18 protein-coding genes are annotated in these 21,245 nt (G+C 47.5%); 11 read left to right on the top strand and 7 right to left on the bottom strand.

What is annotated here, in order from left to right:
* The first annotated feature begins 551 nt into the window (after positions 1–551).
* From AC5I6P_RS22105 to AC5I6P_RS22090, 4 genes are all read left to right on the top strand, one after another.
* Entirely contained in the window at positions 552–1,043 is a 492-nt protein-coding gene (locus AC5I6P_RS22105; RefSeq protein ID WP_495695924.1) for a CHRD domain-containing protein, read from the top strand.
* A 163-nt stretch (positions 1,044–1,206) separates the two neighbouring features.
* Positions 1,207–2,070, top strand: coding sequence for an NAD(+) diphosphatase (nudC, locus tag AC5I6P_RS22100; protein ID WP_495695923.1), 864 nt, complete (start codon positions 1,207–1,209; stop codon positions 2,068–2,070).
* 76 nt (positions 2,071–2,146) lie between these two features.
* Positions 2,147–3,658 (top strand): threonine ammonia-lyase, biosynthetic, encoded by a 1,512-nt coding sequence (ilvA, locus tag AC5I6P_RS22095; RefSeq protein WP_495695922.1) that lies wholly within the window; start codon positions 2,147–2,149, stop codon positions 3,656–3,658.
* 164 nt (positions 3,659–3,822) lie between these two features.
* Entirely contained in the window at positions 3,823–4,725 is a 903-nt protein-coding gene (locus AC5I6P_RS22090; protein WP_495695921.1) for an SGNH/GDSL hydrolase family protein, read from the top strand.
* An 18-nt stretch (positions 4,726–4,743) separates the two neighbouring features.
* Here the strand turns inward: AC5I6P_RS22090 and AC5I6P_RS22085 are convergent, their stop codons facing one another.
* From AC5I6P_RS22085 to AC5I6P_RS22075, 3 genes are read right to left on the bottom strand one after another with little or no spacing between them, the layout of a single operon-like run.
* Positions 4,744–5,856 (bottom strand): glycosyltransferase family 4 protein, encoded by a 1,113-nt coding sequence (locus AC5I6P_RS22085; protein ID WP_495695920.1) that lies wholly within the window; start codon positions 5,854–5,856, stop codon positions 4,744–4,746.
* A complete protein-coding gene (locus tag AC5I6P_RS22080; RefSeq protein WP_495695919.1) occupies positions 5,849–7,120 on the bottom strand; it encodes a glycosyltransferase in 1,272 nt (423 codons plus the stop codon). The genes AC5I6P_RS22085 and AC5I6P_RS22080 overlap by 8 nt, the downstream gene beginning before the upstream one ends.
* 57 nt (positions 7,121–7,177) lie before the next feature.
* On the bottom strand, positions 7,178–8,278 hold the full coding sequence (locus tag AC5I6P_RS22075; protein ID WP_495695918.1) for a glycosyltransferase family 9 protein: 1,101 nt from the start codon (positions 8,276–8,278) through the stop codon (positions 7,178–7,180).
* A 212-nt stretch (positions 8,279–8,490) separates the two neighbouring features.
* On the opposite strand from AC5I6P_RS22075, the gene mutS reads away from it, so the two are divergent.
* On the top strand, positions 8,491–11,169 hold the full coding sequence (mutS, locus tag AC5I6P_RS22070; protein WP_495695917.1) for a DNA mismatch repair protein MutS: 2,679 nt from the start codon (positions 8,491–8,493) through the stop codon (positions 11,167–11,169).
* Here the strand turns inward: mutS and AC5I6P_RS22065 are convergent.
* Together AC5I6P_RS22065 and AC5I6P_RS22060 are read right to left on the bottom strand one after the other, a co-directional pair.
* Positions 11,152–13,371, bottom strand: a complete 2,220-nt coding sequence (locus AC5I6P_RS22065; protein WP_495695916.1) for a sensor domain-containing protein — start codon at positions 13,369–13,371, stop codon at positions 11,152–11,154. The two genes, mutS and AC5I6P_RS22065, sit on opposite strands and share 18 nt — an antisense overlap.
* A 294-nt stretch (positions 13,372–13,665) precedes the next feature.
* Positions 13,666–14,490, bottom strand: coding sequence for an alpha/beta fold hydrolase (locus tag AC5I6P_RS22060; RefSeq protein ID WP_495695915.1), 825 nt, complete (start codon positions 14,488–14,490; stop codon positions 13,666–13,668).
* A gap of 358 nt (positions 14,491–14,848) precedes the next feature.
* Between AC5I6P_RS22060 and AC5I6P_RS22055 the strand changes: the two genes are divergently transcribed.
* The 4 genes from AC5I6P_RS22055 (at position 14,849) to AC5I6P_RS22040 (ending at position 18,086) form a co-directional block, all read left to right on the top strand.
* Entirely contained in the window at positions 14,849–15,193 is a 345-nt protein-coding gene (locus tag AC5I6P_RS22055) for a hypothetical protein (protein WP_495695914.1), read from the top strand.
* A 402-nt stretch (positions 15,194–15,595) separates the two neighbouring features.
* The gene (locus AC5I6P_RS22050) at positions 15,596–15,829 is read left to right on the top strand and encodes a Nif11-like leader peptide family natural product precursor (protein ID WP_495695913.1); all 234 of its coding nucleotides are present in this window, start codon (positions 15,596–15,598) and stop codon (positions 15,827–15,829) included.
* Between the two features lie 248 nt (positions 15,830–16,077).
* Positions 16,078–16,932, top strand: coding sequence for a pentapeptide repeat-containing protein (locus AC5I6P_RS22045; protein ID WP_495695912.1), 855 nt, complete (start codon positions 16,078–16,080; stop codon positions 16,930–16,932).
* Between the two features lie 11 nt (positions 16,933–16,943).
* Positions 16,944–18,086, top strand: a complete 1,143-nt coding sequence (locus AC5I6P_RS22040; RefSeq protein ID WP_495695911.1) for a sensor histidine kinase — start codon at positions 16,944–16,946, stop codon at positions 18,084–18,086.
* A gap of 33 nt (positions 18,087–18,119) precedes the next feature.
* On the opposite strand, the gene AC5I6P_RS22035 is transcribed toward AC5I6P_RS22040, so the two are convergent.
* Positions 18,120–19,139: an aldo/keto reductase gene (locus tag AC5I6P_RS22035; protein WP_495695910.1), complete on the bottom strand. Its 1,020-nt coding sequence runs from the start codon at positions 19,137–19,139 to the stop codon at positions 18,120–18,122.
* 129 nt (positions 19,140–19,268) lie between these two features.
* Positions 19,269–19,562: a YkvA family protein gene (locus AC5I6P_RS22030; protein WP_495695909.1), complete on the bottom strand. Its 294-nt coding sequence runs from the start codon at positions 19,560–19,562 to the stop codon at positions 19,269–19,271.
* A 148-nt stretch (positions 19,563–19,710) separates the two neighbouring features.
* On the opposite strand from AC5I6P_RS22030, the gene AC5I6P_RS22025 reads away from it, so the two are divergent.
* Together AC5I6P_RS22025 and AC5I6P_RS22020 are read left to right on the top strand one after the other, a co-directional pair.
* On the top strand, positions 19,711–19,911 hold the full coding sequence (locus AC5I6P_RS22025; protein ID WP_495695908.1) for a hypothetical protein: 201 nt from the start codon (positions 19,711–19,713) through the stop codon (positions 19,909–19,911).
* 413 nt (positions 19,912–20,324) lie between these two features.
* A complete protein-coding gene (locus AC5I6P_RS22020) occupies positions 20,325–21,194 on the top strand; it encodes a 6-carboxytetrahydropterin synthase (protein ID WP_495695907.1) in 870 nt (289 codons plus the stop codon).
* The last annotated feature ends 51 nt before the right edge of the window (positions 21,195–21,245 follow it).

The following is a 21,245-nucleotide window of genomic DNA, read 5'->3' as shown; positions in this document are numbered from 1 at the left end:
AACTTGGAAGACCTAAGGTTAAGACAGCATGGTGGGATCAGCTTTTTCTCCCATCTTTGCTCAACTTATGGTTCAAACAATGTTCAACTTATGGTTAAAGTCGTACAAGCCTAAGCTGTCCAACCCGGACAACTTAGGCTTGCAGCTTCCTCGAAGAGTACTCTAAGCCCAGTTCTTGCTGTACAGCGTACAGTGCAGCAGTAACCGTTGGATCTCGAAAGTAAGCCTCTTTGCAAAGCGTTGCCCGAGGCGTGTCTACTTTGACGATTTTCTGAACCGAATTTATCGCTGGTTGTACTGAATACTTAGACAAAGTGAATCTAAGTGATTCAGTTGCCCGTACTACTGGCTAGGCCAATGCACTCAAACCAAAAGCCATGAAAAAAAATAAACGGGTTCTAGTCAATTTCCTTTTTGCTCTGGTTACTTGTGTCGCTATCATCGGTCTCTCATCTCCGTCGTTTAGTTCTCAAATTGCACAATCTCCTGATTGGCTCAATCAACAATTGCTATCGAATCTACAGCAAGCAGAATCTGTCATAACTGCTCAGATGACACCAGCTCAAGACATGCCGGCTCAAGACAGGCCAGCTCAAATGATGCCAGCTCAAATGATGCCGACCCAGACAATGACACGGTATGTGGCAGTCCTCACGAAAGATGCCGTTGTGCCAACCAAACCCTCGAATGCTGCTTTTGGGGCAGCCGGAGCGGTGTTAGTCGGCGATCGCTTAGTGATGCGGGGAGATTTCAGTAACCTATCGAGTCCTCTTCGCGACTATGCAACCGATCCGGTCAGTCCTGCTAATCCCAACATCACGTCTGCCGTACACATCCACCGAGGCGAATCAACAAAAAATGGTCCGTTTCAATATGCGTTAACCGTCAACCCCAATGAAAGTGGCATGGGTGGTAGATTTGCTGGTGAATACACGTTAACCAGTGAGCAACAGCAAGCGCTATCTAACGGTATGCTCTATGTCGATATCCACACCAAGAAGAATCGTGCTGGAGAACTACGCGGTATCCTTCGTTCCTATTAATTAATGCAGATTAAAGGTGTTCACTGAGCCAACTTAATGAACACCTCTGCTTGAAGGTGCTGGAGACGATCGTCTATGAGTATCTACCTTTTGCAACAGTTTGGTTGCAACAAAACCAATGATTTGACTGCGATAGGATAGAAGCGACCCATCAACTATTGGCATGTCTCGCAGTTTCGTTCCCAGTACTGTTTCTCCTCAAGAGTCGCGATCGGCCTGCTGGTTCGCCTATCTAAACAATCAGCTACTGGTAGAGGAATTAGAGACAGAAATCCAGTTGCCTCACGCTCACAGCCTTGCTGAGATTGGATTAGAGCCTATCCGCACGCAGTTTTTAGGCATGTTGGATGATCAACCTTGCTACTCCGCCGAATTAGCGCCAGAGACAACGGCACCCGTGGGAATGCGCTTTGAAGGACTGCGCGAGGTGTATGGACAGTTAGACGATGATCTGTTTGCGATCGCGGGTCGCGCCATTCAAATTATGGAGTGGGATCGCACTCACCAATTCTGTGGGCATTGTGCAACTCCGACTACGCAATCACCTCACGAGCGATCGAAACGGTGTCCAAACTGCGGTCTCGTTAGCTATCCCCGGTTATCACCTGCGGTGATTGTGCTTATTCATCGCGGTGAAGAAATTTTGTTAGCACGCGCTCCCCGATTTTCCGCTGAAATGTATAGCGTTTTAGCGGGATTTGTCGAACCTGGAGAATCGTTAGAAGAAACGATCGTGCGAGAAGTGTACGAAGAGGCAGGCATTACCGTTCGAGATATCCGCTACTTTGGGTCGCAGCCTTGGCCATTTCCCAATTCCCTCATGATTGGATTTACGGCGGCGTATGCAGGGGGTGAACTAAGGCTTGATCCCCAAGAGTTAGAAGCGGCGGCGTGGTTTCACAAATCAGCCCTGCCCAAGATTCCACCGAAGCTGAGCATTGCGCGTAAGCTGATTGATTGGTTTTGCGACGTCGATCCTGCGGAGCTTCCTAAGGTGAATCGCACCGACACTAAGCGCTTCCTCTAAGAAGCCAAGCGAGTGGAGCCAAGCGAGTCAGGTAAAATAGGGTCTTCTCCTGGGTTTACTCCACCTTATTGACGCCATGCACTCCGACTATCTCGAACGAATTCTGACTGCCCGTGTGTACGATGTCGCTCAAGAAACGGCGTTAGACTATGCACCCAATTTGTCCACGCGGCTTAACAACAAGCTGCTGCTCAAGCGAGAAGATATGCAGTCTGTCTTTTCGTTTAAGTTGCGGGGTGCCTACAACAAAATGGCGCAGCTTCCATCGGATATTCTGAAGCAAGGCGTAATTGCGGCGTCGGCGGGCAATCATGCTCAAGGCGTGGCGTTGGGGGCAAAGCGGTTAAAAACCACGGCAATTATTGTCATGCCACTCACCACGCCGCAAGTGAAGATTGATGCGGTGAGAGCCCGTGGCGGAGAAGTTGTCTTACACGGCGACACGTATGATGATGCATACGCTTATGCTCGTCAGCTAGAAGCAGAAAAAGGACTGACGTTTATTCATCCCTTTGATGACCCCGATGTGATTGCCGGACAAGGAACCATTGGCATGGAACTGTTGCGACAGTGCCAACAACCAATCCATGCAATTTTCGTTGCCATTGGTGGAGGCGGATTGATTTCTGGAATTGCGGCTTATGTCAAGCGCTTGCGTCCTGAAATCAAAATCATTGGCGTTGAGCCAGTTGATGCAGATGCGATGTATCAATCGTTGCAAGCAGGACACCGCATTAGATTGCCGCAAGTCGGTTTGTTTGCGGATGGAGTCGCGGTGCGAGAAGTCGGCGTCGAAACGTTCCGCCTCTGCCAGCAGTATGTGGATGAAGTGATGCTGATCGACACAGATGGAATTTGTGCTGCCATTAAAGATGTGTTTGAAGACACGCGATCGATATTAGAACCAGCAGGCGCGCTTGCGATCGCGGCTGCAAAATCCTACGTGGAACGAGAGCAAATTCAGAATCAAACCTTGATCGCCATCGCGTGCGGTGCAAACATGAACTTTGATCGACTCCGGTTTGTAGCAGAACGCGCTGAACTCGGAGAACGTCGAGAAGCCATTTTTGCTGTCACTATTCCCGAAGAACGAGGCAGCTTACGCAAGTTTTGCGATTGCATTGGCAGACGTGGTTTAACCGAGTTTAACTATCGCATTGCAGACGAGCGTGATGCGCATATCTTTGTCGGTGTGCAAATTCAAGACCGCGCCGATGCGACTCACATTGCCACAACGTTTGAAGCTCATGGATTTAAAACCATTGACTTAACCGATGATGAGTTAGCGAAATTGCATTTAAGACATATGGTAGGTGGGCGATCGCCGCTGGCTCATAATGAATTGCTGTATCGGTTTGAATTTCCTGAGCGTCCTGGTGCGCTAATTAAATTCCTCAATTGTATGAGTCCTGATTGGAATATCAGTTTATTTCACTATCGCAATCACGGCGCAGACTACGGACGAATTGTGATTGGAACTCAAGTTCCGCCTCATGAAATGGAAGAGTGGCAAGCCTTTCTAGATACGTTAGGATATCGCTATTGGAATGAAAGTCAAAATCCAGCTTATAAATTGTTTCTGAGTTGATTGTGGTCTTTTTAACAGATGGGTAGCCATTAAGTAGCGTCCTAGACAGTTTCGAGGGAGTAACGGCTCCAAAGAAATGTTACGACTAAAGACAGTGTGCTTACTTACCAATTTCTATACACTGATGTCTGTAAAACCAAGGAATCTACGTGAAGAAAATTCTTATGCGGCTTTCATTTTTAGCTGTTGCTTTGACAGGACTGATGGCGTCGTGTCAGACCACCCAATCTCAAACTTCTCAGCCTAAGGTAATGCAAGTCACTTCTCCTAGCAATTCCCAGATCAATCAGCTTTATGTTTTTGGGGATAGTCTTTCTGATTCGGGAAATGTGTTTCGTGTAACCGAGGGCACATATCCACCCACGCCACCCTACTTTCAGGGACGCTACTCGAATGGTCGAGTTTGGGTTGAACAATTGGCGGCTAAGTTGGGATTGAGCGCTGAGCAGACTAACAATTTTGCTTATGGTGGTGCAACAACAGCAAATGCTCGTGAAAATGGAATACCTGGCGTTTTAGTTCAAATTCAAAATTTTGTCAAAACTAACCCCCAGGGTGATCCAAAAGCGCTGTATGTGATTTGGGGCGGTGCGAACGATTATTTAGGAGGTGATGCAACGAATCCGACACGTGTTGTTGACAACATAACAACAGCAATCGAATCACTATCTAAAACGGGTGCAAAACGATTTTTAGTAGCGAATTTGCCAGATTTAGGAATTCTTCCAGCTACACGCAACACGTCTTCCGCAAAATCCTTGAGTAGTTTGTCACAGTCACATAATGCAACGCTGTCGCGATCTCTCGAAGCGCTCAATCAGAAATTAGGCAACGGGACTCAAATTTTTGCGTTGGATGTGAGTCGTTTGTATCAAACTGCGATCGCAACTCCCAGCAAATTTGGCCTAAAAAATGTGACGAATTCCTGTCTCAACAACACAGCCTGCAAACCGAGTGAATTTCTATTTTGGGATGGCATTCATCCGACGACAAAGACTCACCAACTTTTAGCAGAGATGGCCTTTTCAACGCTGCAAAAGCCTGCTCAAGTGAGTGCTAATCCCTGAGCGTAAATCCCTACACGATCAATCACGAGGTCGCGGAACCCAAAGGCGGGAGGAGCGCGATCGCGTCATTACGTCTTGCCAGAGCCGTTCATAGCGTTGAGTCATGGCCTCAACAGTGAAGTTAGCCAATGCCATGTCTCGTGCCGCTTGACCAAGCTGAATTCTAAGCGCCGGGTTGTCTCTGAGGCGTTGCAGAGCGATCGCTAATCCGTCAACGTCATTTTTCTCGATCAGCAGTCCGGTCTTACCGTCGAGAATCGCTTCTGGTATACTGCCAACGCGGGTAGCCACAACGGGACGGGCAGCTAACATCGCTTCCACCATCGCTAAGGGAAAGCCTTCTGAGCGCGATGGCAGTGCGACGACATCGAAGGTGGATAAATATGACTGAGGATGCTCGACCCAGCCGGGGAGATGGACGCGATCGCGAATGCTCAACTTGTCTGCTAATGCTTCTAAATAGTGTCGTTCGTCTCCTTCTCCCAGGATTACGACTTTTGTCTGTTCGACCTGTGCGATCGCCTTCAGTAAAATTTCATGGGCTTTCATCGCGTCTAATCTGCCAACGCTACCTACGATGATTGATTTGTTTGTGATTGATTGATCTGTAGAATGTTCCTTCACTTCTCCACAGTCAGGAACGCCATTTGGAATCGAGATGACCGAGTTTCGACCCAAAGCGTAGAAGTCTTCCATACGACGACAACTCGCCTCTCCCACCGCGACATGAGCATCGACTCTGAGGGATAAAAAACGGGTTTTCCAAAGCGCGATCGCATCGGTTGTTCTAAGCGGAAGTTGATCGACTCGAATCACGCGAGTATAGGGTAATCCTAACGCAGCGGCTAATGCAGCATGACACGCCCAGGGAGTACAAAGATTAATATGAATAATATCGGGTTGTAATGAATAGAAAGTAGCTAGATGAGAGAAAGGATTATCAGATAGAACAACTCTTCTAGCACTAGAACGGCGACTTGCAATTGCATCGACAACAACTGAAGAAACACCAGTGATCGTAAATTGGATATCCTCTGAGGCTGTGGCCACTAAATGGCCCAGACTAATTTCCGCTCCGCCAATGCCAGCAGAATCAGTATAGACAACAACATGAAGAGGATGTTTATCCATAAATAGCAATCTCTTCACGCATGTTGGTTGAAATAGCAGGAGAAACCGATCGATAAATCTCTAAGTGTGCATCGGCAATGCTGTCCCAAGTGAAGTTGTGGCTGAAGTGACGTCCTTGCTGAGCTAGGTCATTTGCTCTTGTGGGATTTGCGATGAGTTGAGTGAGCGCGATCGCAAGGTCATCCACCTGGCGCGGCGCGACTTGCTCAACCAAGGTTGACAACTCAGAATCATTTGAGTGGGTGGCAACGATAGGTAATCCATGCGCCATCAATGCTAACAGCGATCCGCTTTTGAGCGTGACGCCATGATGAAACGGCAGTACGCCGATGTCTGAACCTGTGAGATAGTGAGATGCAGTTCTGCTATCGAGATACCCCGTCATGTGAACATAAGATGTCAGATTGAGCGATGCAATTTCAGCTTCCAACTTTTGCCAATACTGTTGTGCTTCCTCGCCTCTCAACGCCAAACTCTCAACCCCGCCGATTAAAATCAGTCGAGCTTGAGGCTGTTTTTGAACCACGGCTTTAAACGCTTGAAGCAACGTTTCTAACCCTTTTACAGGATGCAAAAAGCCAAAGAACGCAAGCACAACCGAATCCTGTGACCAACCACAAGTTTGAAGTAGCATTTTTCTGGCCACACCGCGATTAGCGCCAGGCGCAACTCCGGAGGAACCGCTAGAAGCAACCTCAATGTTTGCACCAATCGGAATTTGATGAACCTTGTGCATTAGCAATGGGAGACGCCGATCAATAGTTTGCGTTGCTTGCTCATTTGTTGTGATTATGGCGTTGCTTCTAGTGAGCAAAAATCCGTCTTCTCGATCCCACCAGTACCGTTGCTGTCCCCAATCCTTTATCCGTTCTAACAATGGCTGCGATATCCACTTTGGCTGCCATTCCCACCAACCGTATTCGTGAATCGTGGTCACAATCGGACGATTCCAGCCCGTTTGTTTTAGGAGCAATGGCAATAGAAAAATCGAGCGATCAAAACCGTAGGTTCCAGCCGCGTGTTGAATGTGTAGAATATCTGCTTTTGTCCGATGAATCGCTTGAGTCAGGGAGATTAAGTTGCTTACATTCCAGTCTTCAACAGCCCCTAAAATCGTTGGCTCATTGCCTGCGACTGCGTGAGTGGTCAATACAAAGGTTTCAATGCCTCGCTGAGCTAACACAGTTCTAAGGTGAGCCGTGTAGTGAGCAACTCCACAGCGATCGGGAGCATAGGTTCCTGCAATAAGTGCGATTCGAGCCATGCCTTACGTACTCATTTATGATTTGTTTATCATGCTGAAATTGTTTAAGTTTCTAATCTACTTTACGATAGAGAATCTGTTGTTAATTAAATCCAATCCCGCACTAACAACTCTTTCTGGCTCAATGTCCAAGCACTCTAAGTTGTAAGGACAGGTAAACGCATAGCATGGGCTACAGCCTGTAGGCTGACGCAACAAATGAGACTGGCAACTGCGAGGTTGCCACTGGCATTCAAGCTCGGTTCCGGCAAATAGAATGACGCTTGGAGTCCGAGTTGCATCCGCAATGTGCATGGTAGACGTGTTGTTACTGAGCAACAATCGAGCGTGGGCGATCAAGGCGGCGAGTTCTGATAAATCGGTTTTGCCAATCAAATCAACGCCCCACTCTCCTAGAATGTCTGTGACACCGCCGCTATGTTCTCTGTCTTTCTCAACTCCAGTGATCAAGATTTTCCAGCCTGTGGTTTTAGCGAGTTGACGGGCTGCGAGCGCAAACCGTTCGGCATCATAATTGCGAGACTGACAGCTTGTCCAAGGATTCAGCACCATAAATGGTGTATCAAGAGTGAGTTCGTTGTTGATCAGGAGCTGAGCAGTAGACTGGTTTGCAGCGTCAGGAATTTGAATCGTGAGGGTGCGATCGCGCACCTCTAACCCAACCGACTCGATCAACCGTAAATTCCGTTCAACTTGATGAATGTCATCCGGTGCAGACGGGATTTCATGAGTGAGCACCCCGCCTTTTTCTTTCGATTCTCCCACTCGAATCGGAATGTCAGCGAGAGCGCAAAGCAACGCAGGCGGATGGGGCGATTGATTGAAACTTGTAAAAATAATGGCAGCATCAAATTGACCCGCTTTCAAGCTGGAAACTAAGTCCCACTCTCGCGCCGGGTCAAACGCCAATCGCCCCAGATCCTGCCACAGAACACGAGCTGTCAAGACCTGATCAACCCACGGCAATAACGGTGCTGCCAAAGATCCTCCAGGACTTGCCATCAACGTCAGTTGGGCGTGAGGCAGATGTTCTTTGATTGCCTGCAATGCTGGACTGGTCATAATCACATCGCCGATATTGTCTAAGCGCATGACTAGAACATTCTTGACCTTCGACCAATCCTGACTGATGTCGCTTTCTACAGAATCTGATAACACTTGAGTTGCAGACTAGTAACCAATCAACCCCCTCATCATGTAGAAATTTTCCTCGTTTTTCTATCACTCAATGGATAGAATTTGGAAATTAACGTGAAATACATTCTCATCATTACAACGCAGATGTGAGAGGATAAACGAGTGAGTTGGACGCTCCCAACTGCCCATCTCCATGCGCTACAGTCTAGTAGACCCGTACTGATTGATTCGGCATGACCGTCTCTCCTCCAGAACCAGACTCGACCCACGGCGTTCCCGATCGCCTCGTCAAACATGCGGTGCGCTATGCCGATCATCGAGCCGTCAACCGAGACGCTCTCACCCCGATGATGCGTCACTACGCAGATATCAAAGACCAATATCCCCATGCGCTCTTGCTCTATCGAGTGGGCGACTTTTACGAAACCTTTTTTCAAGATGCGATCGTCATTTCACGCGAGTTAGAGATTGTTCTCACCTCCAAAGATGGCGGCAAAGATGTGGGGCGTGTTCCCTTATCGGGCATTCCCCATCACGCGCTCGATCGCTATTCCGCGCAGTTGGTTGAGAAAGGCTACGCGATCGCGGTGTGCGATCAGGTCGAAGATCCCGCCGAAGCGCAGGGATTAGTGCGGCGGGAAATTACTCGTGTGATTACGCCCGGAACGATTCTCGAAGAAGGAATGCTAAATGCGCGGCGCAATAATTTTTTAGCGGCTGTGGTGATTGCGGGTCATCACTGGGGGCTTGCCTACGCTGACATTTCCACCGGAGAATTTCTCACCACCCAATCCACGGGGCTCGATCAGCTCAATCACGAAATTACACGTCTCCAGCCCGCAGAAGTTCTTTTCCCAACCAATGCACCCGATCTAGGTGGACTGCTGCGACCGGGGGAGAAGTCAAGCCAGTTGCCCGATTGTTTGCCGACTCAATTTTGCTATACGTTGCGATCGCAGTCTCCCTTTTCTCAAGTTGAAGCGCGGCAACGACTGCTACAACGGTTTCGAGTGCGATCGCTAGAAGGAATGGGCTGTGAACATCTTCCTCTAGCGGTTCGTGCAGCAGGTGGATTGTTAGAGTATCTAGAAAGCACATCAGAGCGCGCAATCTCAAGTCAGAAGAAACAGTTTGTCACTCAACAAGTCCCGCTTCAGCCCATTTGCACATATACGCTAACAGAATATTTAACGCTAGATAATCAATCTCGACGTAACTTAGAAATCATGCAGACAGTGCGAGATGGAACATTTCATGGATCGCTGTTATGGGCGTTAGATAAAACAATAACGCCAATGGGAAGTCGAGCGTTGCGGCGATGGTTGCTACAACCGTTATTAGATATTTCCGAAATTCAAGCTAGGCAAAGCACAATTAAAGAACTCATTGAAGATGGGATCCTGCGAGAAGATCTGCAACAATTACTGAGGCAGATCTATGACCTTGAACGGTTAGCAGGTCGTGCTGGATCGGGAACCGCAAATCCTCGTGATTTGGTGGCTTTAGCAGATTCGATCAGTAAACTTCCTCAGTTGAGTCGGCTGGTTAAAGAGGCGCGATCGCCGTACTTGAAAGCGCTACAAAACGTTCCACCCCTTCTAGAAACCCTCGGAAATCGCCTCCACGCTCATCTGGTCGAGCGTCCACCTTTGGCGATAAAAGAAGGCGGTTTAATTCGTTTAGGCGTTGTGCCTCAGTTGGATGACATGCGCCATCAAGCCACGGCAGATGAAAAATGGCTTGCCGATCTCGAAGTTTTAGAGCGCGATCGCACAGGCATTCCAACTCTAAAAGTGGGATATAGCAAAACCTTTGGCTATTTCATCAGCATTTCTCGTGCCAAAGCCGATCAGGTTCCGCCCGAATACGAGCGCAAGCAAACCTTGACCAACGAAGAACGCTTTATCACCGCAGAACTGAAAGAACGCGAAAGCCGCATTCTGAATGCCCGCAAAGAACTAGGCGAATTAGAGTACGACGTTTTTGTGGGATTGCGAACTGAAGTCGGAGAACAGGCAGAACTGATTCGGTCGGTCGCTCATGCGGTAGCGGCGGTAGATGCGCTGGCAGGTCTAGCTGAGGTTGCCGTCTACCGGGGCTACTGCTGTCCGAAAATTCTCGCAGGTCGAGAAATTGCGATCGCAGAAGGTCGCCATCCCGTCGTCGAGCAATCCTTACCCGCTGGATTTTTTGTGCCAAACTCGGCTGAGTTGGGCAGCAATGCCATCGCTCCCCATCCCGATCTGATCGTCCTCACCGGACCCAATGCCAGCGGCAAAAGCTGTTATTTGCGTCAAATTGGACTGATTCAACTGATGGCACAGGTTGGCAGCTTCGTTCCAGCTCACTCTGCGAAGTTAGGCATTTGCGATCGCATCTTCACCCGCGTCGGAGCCGTCGATGACCTCGCTACCGGACAATCGACGTTTATGGTCGAGATGAACGAAACCGCGAATATTCTAAATCACGCCACGCCGCGATCGCTGGTGTTGCTCGATGAGATCGGTCGCGGAACCGCCACGTTTGATGGGCTCTCGATCGCGTGGGCCGTCGCCGAGCACTTGGCGACTGAAATCCGCGCCCGCACGATTTTCGCCACTCACTATCACGAACTGAACGAACTCGCCTCAATCCTGCCCAACGTGGCAAACTTTCAGGTGACCGTGAAAGAGATGCCCGACCAAATTATCTTTCTGCATAAAGTCCAGCCTGGAGGAGCCGATCGCTCTTACGGCATCGAAGCAGGACGCCTCGCTGGGTTGCCGTCCTCCGTGATCGATCGCGCCCGTCAGGTCATGAATCAAATCGAGAAGCACAGCAAGATTGCGCTCGGGCTGCGGAAAGGGAAACGAAGTGAGCCAACTCGCCACCACGACAATAACCCAACACAGCAACTAGATATTTTCAGGTAAACGCCCGGTCGTAGGCAGGACTTGTGCAAGCTGAAAGAAGGGATTTGGTTTTGCAATCAGCGCTGCCGCCTCTGTTTTGGGCAATGGCTTCGAGAAGAGAAACCCCTGAGCATATTCACACTTGAGGGCTTTTAGTTGCGCGAGTTGCTTAGTTGTTTCTACGCCTTCCGCCACAACATCCATCCCCAAGTTCCATGCCAAGGTGATAATGGTGCGGACGAGCTCTAATTTTTCTCCATCCGCATCCACTCGGCTAATGAACGATTGATCGATCTTCAAAAGATCCATTGGAAATCGGTACAGATAGCCCAGCGAGGAGTAGCCCGTTCCAAAGTCATCGACCGATAGCTGAATGCCCATGGCTTTGAGTTGAAGTAGCATGTCCATTGCCGATTCAGGGTTCTCCATGATGGCGCTTTCTGTAATTTCTAGCTTCAAACTATGGGCGTTTAGCCCTGTGTCCAGTAACGTTTGCTTAATTTGACTAATCAAATTTGGCTGCGAAAATTGGCGACCGGAGAGGTTAACACTGACAGTTAAAGCATCGTGGGGGAATACATCTTGCCATTCTTTAAGCTGACGGCAGGCTTCGCGCAACACCCATTGTCCGAGGGGGACGATTAGCCCAGTTTCTTCTGCGATCGGTACAAACTTAGCGGGTGAAATTAGACCCTGTTCCGTATGCTGCCACCGGACTAACGCCTCAAAGCCCATAATCTTTCCAGTGGCCAACGCCACGATCGGCTGATAGTACAACTCAAAGTCCTGATGCTCGATCGCTTTTCGCAAATCATTTTCCAACTGCATTAGCGCCACCACATGCGTGTGCATATCGGTGTCAAAGACTTCATGGCAGGCTTTGCCCTGAGCTTTTGCCCGATACATCGCAATGTCTGAGCCGCGCAGCAGATCTTCTGGACGCTCAAAATTGGTTGTGCTGAGGGTAATGCCAATGCTGGCAGAGGTAAAGACTTCATGCCCGCTCAGCGCAAAGGGATGGGAGAGGGCTTGCTGGACGCGCTCAGCAACTTTGATCGCGTCCCTTTCATTCCGAATGTTTTCGAGCAGAATTGTAAATTCGTCGCCGCCGAGCCGTGCAACGGTATCTTGGGCAGACACACAAGCTTCTAGACGACGCGCGATCGCAACTAAAAGCTGATCGCCGATCATATGCCCCAAACTGTCATTAATGACTTTGAAGCGATCGAGATCCAAAAACAGCACCGCGAACTGGTAGTTGCTATCTTGCTTTGCCCGGTTAATGGTTTGCGTTAGCCGCTCCATAAACAAGAGTCGATTGGGCAATCCGGTGAGGGGGTCATGAAACGCATTGCGACGAAGTTGTTCTTCCGCCAACTTGCGTTCTGTGACTTCTCGCATCACAGAGACAAAGTGCGTCACTTGCCCTTGCTCGTTGCGAATCGGAACCATGTTGACGTCCACCCAAAAATGCGAGCCATTTCGACGGTAGAGAATCACTTCTGCCCTGACTGCTTCATGATTGAGTAAGGATGTACGAATCAGCTCAAGTTCGGAGGCTCCTGTGTCCTCTCCGAGCAGAATTTGAGCAGATTTACCGATGATTTCGCCAGAACTGTGACCCGTGGCGCGAGAAAACGCATCGTTGACATAAACAATTCTGAGACTAAGCGGATCGTTGGTTGGTTCTGCCTGAGAAATCATCACGATTTCGTTGGCATTCACCACCACTGATTCTAAAAGTCGAAGATACTCCTCTAACCACTTTCGTTCGGTAATATCTTTCACGGCAATCAGCGTTCCAACTGGTTCACCGTTGCTATTACACAACAGCGTCGAATTGACTTCAGCCCAAAACTTCCTGCCGTCTTTTCGCTTGAGTTGTCCTTCCTTCCACCCATAAAACTGTCGCGATTTGTTAGGGTCATCTCCCTGAAAATCTAGCCACCCTTCGATCGCTGAAAAAAACTGTTCTGCGGGTTTTCCCACCATTTCAGCCGTCGAACACCCGACTAGCTTCGCCATCCGAGAATTAACAAACTGCACACGCTCTTGCACGTCCGTGATCACTACCCCATCGTTCAAATTCTCAACCACCGTTTGCAAGAGCCAGTTTGATTCTCTAGCGGTTGGATCAAACTGGCTCTCACTAGTGTAGGGTTCGGTCGCCACACTTGGCTCTTTGGGACTCTCTGCTTCCAAGTGTTGAAGGATGTTTGCCATGCCGCTTATGAGGTGAGGATTGGAGCAGGTAGAGCATTTATTGAAGGTGCAACCTTGAAGATTGCCTAAACCTGCCTCTATTTAGGGATGGGCTTATCAATCTGAGAACTTAAACTCAGGAAAAAGAATTTATTCAAATTTGATACTGAAATCCTCTCACTGAACCGGAACTTTATAAAGAAGCTAACGCTTTGCGGCCATCAGTAAGCGCTTTTTCTAAACTAGACCCCCTGTACTTAGGCGGCGACGCTAAGTTAGTGAGTGCTATTCGTTTAGGCTTCCCAAACCAATGACTTAATACGCAACCATACGCTGCCGAATTAGGTTTGCAAGCTCCGGCGCATGATCTTGAGGCAGTGCATGACTGGCATAAGGTAACACAACGAGTTCCGCTTGAGGAACTTTCTCAGCGTAGGTTTGGCTATGCCAAAGCGGAATCGTATCGTCTTGATCGCCAGTAATTACTAGTGTGGGGACAGAGAGACGATGAATTTCTTTCTCAACGGTGTCGATCGCATCTTCAGGGCGCAGGCGATTGACGAGGAATGATCGTGCCGCAGGTTGGGCGTTGAGTTGCTGTCGAAACCAGGCAATCTGTGCCAGTGGTTTTTCTTGCCTCAACCCTTGAGCGATGGGTTTTACAAGCTGGAGTGCCCAATCGACGATCGGGGTTTGCCAGAGCAATGGACGCAAATGGTCATAGCGCCCAGCAAAGCTGTCATCCCGAATTCCGGCTGGAGCCGCTAAGATCAGACCTTTTACAGATGTTGGATACTGTAACGCATAAGCAGACGCAACCCAGCCGCCGAATGAATGTCCTAAAAGATAAAAACTTTCCAACTGCAACGCTTCTACCACCTGCTGCACAAATTCAACTTCTTTAGCAATGTTGTATTGAATCAGAGGTTTTGTTGAGTCTCCAAATCCCAATAGATCAAGACCAATGCAGCGATACTGATCTTGAAGCTGATGCATTAGTGGCATCCAGCAACTTCCATCTCCCATGAAGCCATGCAACATCAGCAATGGCGCTCCATTCCCCATCTCAATATAAGCGGCGTGGGCAGACTCTAATCCATCGAAACTGAGGTGAATGTGCAGAGAGGATTTTTGAAACAAGGGGCGGAAAACTCTGACGGTTTGATAAGCTTACTGTCTTACTTTATCGAATCTACATGAAACGCGATAGCCTAAAGGTAATGTTTCTAATCTTAGGAGCTACGCAGAGGTTTCTGGTTGGCAGCGGATTGCGGATACCTTCAGAAGAGGCTTCGCCTGCCGATATACAGCCTTTTTCGATCAAGTGAGGTACATCCTGAATGGAAAAGGGGCTAGAGCGTACCTCATGGGAATGGAAATCGCTATAGCCGATATAACAGGTTAACAATCTAGTTGGAACCAGGGAGCTATATTTGCTATCAGATCTGTTGCCAATGCGTAAGTCCTGTAATCTGTGCCATCTCTAGGAGAAGCACCTATGTTACCGTTAAGGACTGTGATTTTTCAGAGTGTTGCCCTGATTGCAATTTTTGCTAACTTCTTTTCTCCAGCGAATGCGTCTTCTCTGCCGAGTTTTACCTCTGAGCAATTACAACGCATTACTCGTGATAGTACTCCTACAAACTCGCAAGATTTTTTTAGAAGAGGGCAGGCTCAGTTTGAGCGAGAAGTCCGATTGCTACAGCGTTGGCGAGAATCATCACCTAGAGAAATTCTCAAAATTGCTCCACCTTTAGGTAACGCTCAAGATAGACAGACTTCAGAGTTCTTCCAGAAAAATCGTTTGTATCCAGATCGGCGTACTAATTCACGGCATCAGTAGAGTATAGGTTGATATTCCTAGATTCAAGGTAAGCCTTGCGATAACTCAATTCAAAGGGGAAACTGTCTTGCGATCGCAAATATCTTGCCTCAGTCAGTACTAGGGTTCGGTACATCGCCATGAGGCTCTTTACCATCGTCAGTAATTAGTCAAAAATTAGTCAAAAAGTGCTAATTTTCGGTGAAATTACTTCAATTTCTCCCTAAAGTACGGACAAAAGTAGTATTTTGTATGTAGTTCAAAAAATAATTCTTTCATAAAGACTAGTGGTATTCCCCTACCAGAGTCAGTCTCTGCTTTGGCTAGAAGTCGAAAAAATTACGCAGGTCAAGTTGCCCTCCTGCACAGCTTTTGACTAAAGCTTAAAGAGCGGACTTTAAGAATTGGGAGGAAGAAATCAAGATGTCGTTAGAAAGTGCGGATCGGTTTTTGAAAGCGGTGGCTCATAATCAGTCCCTCCGCGAGAAATTTGAAGCGGCTAAATCACCCGAAGAATTTTTGAGCGTATCTCATCGGTTAGGGTATTGTTTTACAACAGCGGAGCTACAGAAGACTGTGTCAGACTTCAGTAAAAATATTCAATTGCGCCGACCCACAGGAGTGGGGAAGTGGCTGCGATCGCAACAATGGATTTAACATCGGTCATGATAGTAATGATTGAGATCAGTAGATAAATATCTCTAGGTGTAGAGAAAAAAGGCTATCGAACTGTGCTGAACAGACGTTTTATGCTTTAACCATCTCTAGCTAGGTTAGGAGCAGTGCTACAGATGTCATGTATTTTCTTTGATTTTCGTATAGAATTTTATAGCTTTGTATGGATATCAACTCACGGGGCACTCTAGCATCAACGTAGAGGTGCTGGATGATTCCAGTTATGAACTATGCAAGACCACGAGTTTCTTCAACAGTATTTGTTAGGAGAAAGAAACTTTAATGGGGCCAATCTTGCTCGGATTAATTTGATAGGTGCTGCTTTGGCAGAGATCAGTTTGGTCGCTGCGACTCTAACAGAGGCAAATCTACCCTTCGCCTATCTTGCTTCAGCCACTCTGAGCAGAGCCAACTTAACCCAAGCTAATTTGAGCCAGGCTTTTTTGCGCTGTGTTGACTTGAGATTTGTCAAGTTAGGAACGGGAAATTTAACGGCTGCTGATTTGACAAAAGCCGATTTGAGAGGAGCTTTCTTGGCGAAAGCAACGCTCAGAGGTGGTCAGCTGAGTGGTGCTAACTTGGCAGGAGCAAATTTGCGGCAAGCCGACTTAGAAGGCAGTAATCTCTGTGCTGCTGATCTACGCGACAGTAACTTGCGCTCAACAAATCTGGCTAAAGCAAATCTAAGCTGGGCAAATTTGACCCATGCAAGACTAAATGACACTCTCTTGCAGGGGACGGTGTTCAACGGAACTCAATTTTGTGAGGCTTATCTGGATGGTCTAGATCTGTCTGGTGCTGACCTCAGTAGCGTGGATTTGAGCCAAGCTCGCTTCAGAAATAGTAACTTGCGGCAGGCAAATCTAGAAGGGGCGAACTTACGGAACGCCGAGTTGCGGTTGACGATCCTGGCACAGGTAAACTTGCGGGCAACCAATTTAAGTGGTGCTGACCTCCGCAGCACCAATTTAGATGAGGCAATTTTGGAGCGAGCACTCTACACGGAAACAACTCTATTTCCAGAGGGCTTTGACCCAGCGGCTCACGGCGCTTACTTGATCGATGACGAAGTAGCTGTTGCTTGAGAAATATCAAAATGATTTTTACAGAAGATTACACAGAAAATGCTGGGTCACTCAGCTTTGACATTCTCGCGTGTCAACACACGGAGGATCGAGAAGCCTGTTGGCAAAATCTCACTCAAGAATTGATGCATGAACTGACAGTGCATCAGAATAAGCTACGACAGGCGATCGCTCAACGCCATCAAGTCGAAGCTGAACGCAAACAACTAGCAGAAAAACTGGAAGAAAGTGAGGCAAAGAACCACGCGTTAATAGAGGCGTCGGCTGCGCAGGCACAGCAGTTTGGTCAAGCCTTGAAACAATTGCGCCAAAATCAGGCCCAAATTATTCAAACTGAAAAGATGGCAAGTTTGGGTCAGTTAGTGGCGGGTGTTGCCCATGAAATCAATAACCCCGTGAATTTTATCTATGGCAATCTACCTCACGCGGCTGACTATGTCCAAGACTTAATGCACTTGCTTCAGCTATATCAGCAGCATTATCCTCATCCTGCTCCAGCGATTGAAGCAGTAGCCACAGCCATTGACCTTGATTTTCTAATTGAAGATTTACCTAAACTGCTGATGTCCATGAGGGTAGGCGCAGCACGTATCCAAAAGATTGTTTTGTCATTGCGTAACTTCTCTCGCTTAGATGAAGCGGAAATGAAAGAGGTTGATATCCATGAGGGAATTGAAAGTACGTTAATGATTCTGCAAAATCGGCTGAAGACCCGATCCAATCATTCTGAAATTTCTGTGCTGAAGGATTACGGAAAGTTGCCCTTTGTAGAATGCTATGTTGGACAACTCAATCAGGTGTTGATGAACGTCCTGGTAAATGCGATCGATGCTCTAGACGAACGGGATCAAGAACGATCGCTTGACCAACAAATACAGTATCCCAGTACTATTAAGATCACAACAGCAGTATTACCCGACAATCAGATCGCTATCCGCATTGCTGATAACGGGCTGGGCATTCCAGAACAGATTCAACAACGGGTCTTTGACCCTTTTTTCACCACAAAACCAGTCGGTAAAGGCACGGGCATGGGAATGTCCATTAGCTATCAGATTGTGGCTGCAAAACACAAAGGTCAGTTGTACTGTCACTCTATACCAGGACAGGGAGCCGAATTTGTGATTCAGATCCCAATCCAGCAGCAACCCTAATAGGGACTCCAACACAATTTGACAAATTGTTCTTTAACCTCGGTATTCGTCGCCGCAGTCGCCAATCACTTTGTGCAAATCGCGCGATCGCGAGGTCACTTCTGCAATTCTTCGATAATCCTCCTCATCCAAAGCAAAACCAAAGACTCTGGCGTTGTCTGCAATATGCTCTGAAACACCAAGCCGTGCCCCTACGATCGCGCCTGCTACAGTGGGACGTTCCAGAACATATCGAACGGCTACATTTGTGAGACTCACACCATATTTCTTAGCAATCTGTTCTAATATCTCTAGTAATTGCTGAAACAGATTCCAATTGCCCCATCTAGTGATCATATTCTTATACTTTCTAAGCGATGCCGTTGTTAATCCAGAGTTTCCTGGTTCTGGCATTTTTAGAAATCGCTCAGACAACAATCCACCAGCTGCCGTTCCGTAGGCTAATAGGTGAATGTTGTTTTTCTCACAGAATTTTGCCATTCGTGAGCTTGGGCGTTGGTCAATGATTGAGAATTGAACTTGATTAGAAATAATTTTAATACCAGAGTTGACAATAGTTTCAAGATGATCAGTATCAAAATTAGTCAACGCCAAATGTTTAATTTTTCCTTCTTGCTGAAGATCAGTCATATGCTTCAGCGCTTCTAAATAATTTTTATCTTGATAATCCCACCAATGAAATTGTACTAAATCTAACGTTTCCACTCCCATTCGTCGCAGTGAAATATTAATATTGTCCTCAACGATCTTTTGGGTCATTCGACCCGGACGAGGAACCCATTTTGTAAAGGCTTGGATCTGAGAAACTGCATCTTCTCCACGATCGTTGATCAATTGTTTGCGAAATTCGCCCATAAAATCTTCTGCAGGACCATAGTGATCGGCTAAATCCCACGTTGTAAATCCAGCATCAATGTAGTCAAACATCGCCGCGATCGCTTTGCGCCGATCGATTCCACCATGCGCTCCTGACACTTGCCACATTCCGTTGAGAACCCGGCAAATTTTCAGGTCAGACGTAAATTGAAATTGGCTCGCTTCAGGTAGAGGCATTGGAAATCGGATAGAACAGCGTGAGTTCATTTAAAAGCAAAGAGGCGCTTTGTGCAACGCCTCTGGAACTGCTATTGGATTGGAATCTAAACTCAATCAACTCACTAAACTTGATTAACTAACTCTGAATTAACCAACTTTCGTTGCATTAACATCTACCGTATCTGCCGATGCAGTTTCTCCATTCATGGAAGCGGTTTCCCCTGTTTTCTGCGCTTTGAGACGATCCATTAATACAGTCGATATCTCAGCAACTAGTAAACCAAGCACAACAGTATCATCGATCTGACCAATTAAGGGAACAAAGTCAGGTAGCAGATCGATCGGGCTGAAGATGTAAAGAAGGGAACCCAGAATGATCAGCCAGCGATACTTGGAGTTGCGAATTGTGTTGCGATACCAGTCGTAGAACGGAAGTTTCATGTTTTTTGTCCCTCATCTGATGTATTTATAATGTCAAATTATGGCGGAGTAGTCTGGTGTGGAAAACTGTCGAAAGACGTGGGGGAGAACCGACTAGAGAAGAAGGATGAGGCATGAAGAAGTGATTGTGGGGCTATGAGAGGAAGATTTGATTCTTGGATTTGCTTTTTTGGGTCTGGCGTTGGGCTATTTTCCAGGTTTGCGGATGAATCGGGCGACGATCGCGCTGGTGGGGTCTGGTTTGCTAATTGGAGTGGGATCAATTGGTTTAGAAGAGGCGTGGCGAGCGATTGATGCAAAAATGATTGTCTTTTTGCTCAGCCGATCTTTGGTTCGGTTGCTAATCTGATTGTCGTTCACGCTTCAGCAAGTCTTGGGTACAAGCTCTCATTTTCAGAGCATCTCCGTTTTGGGTTGCCGCTCACGCTTTTGACGCTAGGATTCGCTTATTTTTGGCTTCACAACTCCCGTTAATTGACGGGGAAAGGAAGCCTTCGAGAATATCAGGCGGTTCCAGCCACGTGCATTACTTGCTAGCGATTCGCTTTGCGAAGCTCCGAAGGATCGCAGGTGGTGTCGAAAGTAAATTGGGAATCAAAAATTGGGAATCAACGTTGCTGCTGGGTTGCCTAAATTCTGAACGACGAGTCACGAGTTGTGAATTATTTCGGTATTCTAGAGAAGTGAGTTCAACAAACTTAATATCTTCTGGCTGAAATTTATCTCTACTCTCAGTATTCTGCGCTCTTCCCTAACCTGTTTATGAAATGCATCATCGATCGCCGCGCTCAGTTTTCGGCAAGTCATCGGTACTATTTGCCAGAACTGAGTGAAGCCGAAAATTTTGAGCGGTTCGGAGCCTGCGCTCGCCATCTTGGGCACGGACACAACTATGTTCTCTATGTCTCAATGCTGGGCGATCTAGACGAATATGGCATGGTGCTTAACCTGTCGGATGTAAAGCACGTCATCAAGAAAGAAGTTACCAGTCAGTTAGACTTTTCGTTTCTCAACGAGACTTGGACAGAGTTTCAGGAGACTCTGCCAACCACCGAACATATTGCACGATCGATTTGGCATCGACTTGCTCCTCAGCTACCAATCGTTCGCATTCGAGTCTATGAACATCCTGAACTTTGGGCTGACTACTTAGGAACCAATATGGAAGCTTATCTTACTATTAGCACGCATTTTAGCGCCGCTCATCGTTTGGCTCGCCCCGACCTGAGCTTTGAGCAAAACTGCGAGATTTACGGCAAATGCGCTCGTCCCAATGGTCACGGTCATAACTACCACTTGGAAGTGACGATTAAAGGAGACATTGATCCGCGTACGGGGATGATTGCAGACTTGGTCGCGTTTCAACAAGCAGTGGATAATTTTGTTGTTGAACCGTTTGATCACACTTTCCTAAATAAGGACATTGCTTATTTTGAGAAAGTGGTTCCAACGGCAGAAAATATCGCAGTTCACATTCGCGATTTGCTGGAAGCGCCAATTAGCAAAATTGGAGCGCAGCTTTATAAAGTGAAGCTGATTGAGAGCCCGAATAATTCTTGTGAAGTGTATGGTTCTGGTATTACTGATCCGATCGCGTCCATGATGCGCGAACCCGCTACAGTAAGCGTTTAAGAACCTTCGGGCCGCAATAGTGCACAAGCGCCTGGAATTGCATTTCGGGCG

The sequence above is a fragment of the Myxacorys sp. genome (assembly GCF_059501405.1).
The sequence above is the reverse complement of the archived record's forward strand: the minus strand, read 5'-3'. Positions and strand labels throughout refer to the sequence as shown.